3 protein-coding genes are annotated in these 2,970 nt (G+C 72.0%); 2 read left to right on the top strand and 1 reads right to left on the bottom strand.

Annotated elements, in window-relative coordinates; genetic code table 11:
• Positions 1-51: 51 nt before the first annotated feature.
• A complete protein-coding gene (locus ACFRAR_RS38480) occupies positions 52-1,491 on the bottom strand; it encodes an amino acid permease (RefSeq protein WP_380705065.1) in 1,440 nt (479 codons plus the stop codon).
• A gap of 271 nt (positions 1,492-1,762) precedes the next feature.
• Here ACFRAR_RS38480 and ACFRAR_RS38475 point away from each other — a divergent pair, with 271 nt between their 5' ends.
• The gene (locus ACFRAR_RS38475; RefSeq protein WP_380705063.1) at positions 1,763-2,362 is read left to right on the top strand and encodes a biotin transporter BioY; all 600 of its coding nucleotides are present in this window, start codon (positions 1,763-1,765) and stop codon (positions 2,360-2,362) included.
• A gap of 74 nt (positions 2,363-2,436) precedes the next feature.
• The gene (locus tag ACFRAR_RS38470; RefSeq protein ID WP_380705061.1) at positions 2,437-2,922 is read left to right on the top strand and encodes a ribose-5-phosphate isomerase; all 486 of its coding nucleotides are present in this window, start codon (positions 2,437-2,439) and stop codon (positions 2,920-2,922) included.
• The last annotated feature ends 48 nt before the right edge of the window (positions 2,923-2,970 follow it).

The raw sequence follows: 2,970 nt of genomic DNA, 5'->3' as shown, positions 1-2,970 counted from the left end.
GGCCCGGCACCGATTCGGTGCCGGGCCCTCGCCGTGCGTGCGTGCGGAGGGTCAGTGCGGTTGCCGCTCGGCCGGGGCGGCGGCGTCCCGGCGCTGCTTTCGCAGCCCGACGACGCTGAGGACCGTGACGAGCACGCCGGCCGCGTACAGCTGGTCGCGGTTGCCCGAGGTGGTGGTCATCAGGGCGAGGATGCCGACCACGCCGGCCAGCGCGACCCAGGTCAGGTACGGGTAGCCCCACATCCTCACGGTGAGCAGCTCGGGCGCCTCGCGCTCCAGCCGCCGGCGCATCCGCAGCTGGGACACGCAGATGAACAGCCAGACCACCAGGATCGCCACGCCGGTGGTGTTCATCAGCCAGGTGAACACGGTGTCCGGCCAGAACTTGGAGGCCAGCACGGCGCCGAAGCCGAACAGGCAGGAGGCCAGCACGGCCCGGCGCGGCACCCCGCCGCTGACCTTGGCCAGCGCCTTGGGGCCCTGGCCGCGGCCGACCAGCGAGTACGCCATCCGGGAGGCGCCGTAGATGTTGGCGTTCATCGCGGACAGCAGCGCGATCAGCACCACCACCTGCATGATCACGCCGGCGGCGGGCACCCCGAGGTGGCTCAGCACGGTGACGTACGGGCCGTCGGCGACGACCTTCGGGTCCTTCCAGGACACCAGGGAGACCACCAGGGCCATCGAGCCGATGTAGAAGATCGCGATCCGCCACACCGCGGTGCGCACGGCGTTGGCGACGTTCTTCCTGGGATCGTCGGACTCCGCGGCGGCGATGGTCACGGTCTCCATGCCGCCGTACGCGAAGACCGAGGCGAGCAGGCCGACGATCAGTCCGTCGGTGCCCCTGGGCAGGAAGCCGCCCTGGCCGGTGAGGTTCTCGACGCCGGGGGCGCCGGGGCCGATCACGCCCGCGACGCCGAGCCCGCCGAGGACCAGGAAGGCGATGATCGCGGTGATCTTGATCGCGGCGAACCAGAACTCGAACTCGCCGAAGTTCTTCACCGCGGTGAGGTTGCTGGAGCAGAAGAAGACCATGAACAGGCCGACCCAGACCCAGACGGAGACGCCCGGGATCCAGCCGTTGACGATCTTCCCGGCGGCGGTGGCCTCGGCGGCGACACCGCAGCACAGCATCACCCAGTACATCCAGCCGGCCGTGACTCCGGCCCAGGGGCCGATCTCGTTCTCGGCGTGCACCGAGAACGAGCCGGAGGCGGGGCGGGCGGCCGACATCTCGCCGAGCATCCGCATGATCAGCATGACCAGGAGGCCGGAGAGCACGAACGCGAGGATGATCGCCGGGCCGGCGGCCGCGATGCCGGCGCCGGAGCCGACGAAGAGGCCGGCGCCGATCACGCCGCCGAGGGCGATCATCGACAGGTGGCGCTGCTTCAGGCCGTGGGTGAGCTGCTGTCCCGACGCCGGGCTCGCGGCCGGGCGGGTGCCGTTGGGCGTCCCGCTCGCCGGAGGTGCGGGGGTGGGGGCCATAAGGGATGGATCCAGACTGCTGTGCGGTAAGCGGTATGAGATGTCCAATATCCGGCGATATCGCTGTGCATGCCAAAGATGATCGTTCCGGGCTCACCATGCGGACCTCACCGGAACCCACCGTGATCACTCGCTGCCCGACGGTGATCGACGGTCGGTTCCGACAACCCCCGAGGGCAGGGGTTTGTCCGAAACCGACCCCGTTCGCCCAGTGGATCACCGCGTAGGTTCACAGGTGTTCACTCACCTGGACTCTCCTGGAGGAGCTCCCATGGCCATTGCCACCGCCCCGATACCGCGACGCGCCGTCCTCGCCGACCTGCTGCCCGCCGCCTCCACCCGCCTCGGCGCCCAGGCCCGCGACCTGGCCCTGGTGGCCGGCGGCGCCGCGCTGACCGGCGTGGCCGCCCAGCTGTCGGTGAACGTCCCCGGCTCGCCGGTGCCGGTCACCGGCCAGACCTTCGCCGCCCTGCTGGTCGGCACCGCGCTCGGCACCCGCCGCGGCATCGCCTCGCTCGCGCTCTACCTGCTGGCCGGCATGGCGGGCCTGCCCTGGTTCGCCGAGGGCACCTCGGGCTGGGCCATGCCCTCCTTCGGGTACGTGCTCGGCTTCGTCCTCGCCGCCGCCGTGACCGGCGCGCTGGCCCGCCGCGGCGCCGACCGCACCCCGGTCAACACCGCCGCCACCATGGTCCTCGGCAGCCTGGCCATCTACGCGGTCGGCGTCCCGTACCTCGCCCTGACGCTGCACGTGTCGCTCGCCCGCGCCGCCGAGCTCGGCCTCTACCCGTACCTGGTCGGCGACGCCCTCAAGGCGGCCTTCGCCGCCGGCGCCCTGCCGCTGGCCTGGAAGCTGCTCGGCCGGCGCTGACCCCGCCCCGCGGGCGCACCGGCCGACGCCCCCGTTGTCGGGCCCGGGCGCACGCGCATGCCACACTCATGGGCATGCGCGTGTACCTGGGCTCAGACCATGCCGGATACGAACTGAAGAACCACCTCGTGGAGTGGCTCAAGGGGGCCGGCCACGAGCCGGTCGACTGCGGGCCGCACATCTACGACGCCGAGGACGACTACCCGCCGTTCTGCCTGCGCGCCGCCGAGCGCACCGCCGCCGACCCGGAGGCGCTGGGCATCGTGATCGGCGGCTCGGGCAACGGCGAGGCGATCGCCGCCAACAAGGTCAAGGGCGTCCGGGCCGCGCTGGCCTGGAGCACGCAGACCGCCGAGCTCGGCCGTCAGCACAACAACGCCAACGTGATCTCCATCGGCGGCCGGATGCACACCGTCGAGGAGGCCACCGAGTTCGTCGAGGTCTTCCTCAAGACCCCGTACAGCGGCGAGCCCCGGCACACCCGCCGGATCGAGATGCTGAGCGAGTACGAGGCCACCGGCGAGCTCCCGCCGATCCCGGCCCACCACCCGCAGGGCTGATCCCGCCACCCACCCTTCCCGGCGGCCGGCCGCACGCTCCCGTGCGAC

It is taken from the genome of Kitasatospora sp. NPDC056651 (assembly GCF_042792155.1).
Classification (GTDB): domain Bacteria; phylum Actinomycetota; class Actinomycetes; order Streptomycetales; family Streptomycetaceae; genus Kitasatospora.
The sequence above is the reverse complement of the archived record's forward strand: the minus strand, read 5'-3'. Positions and strand labels throughout refer to the sequence as shown.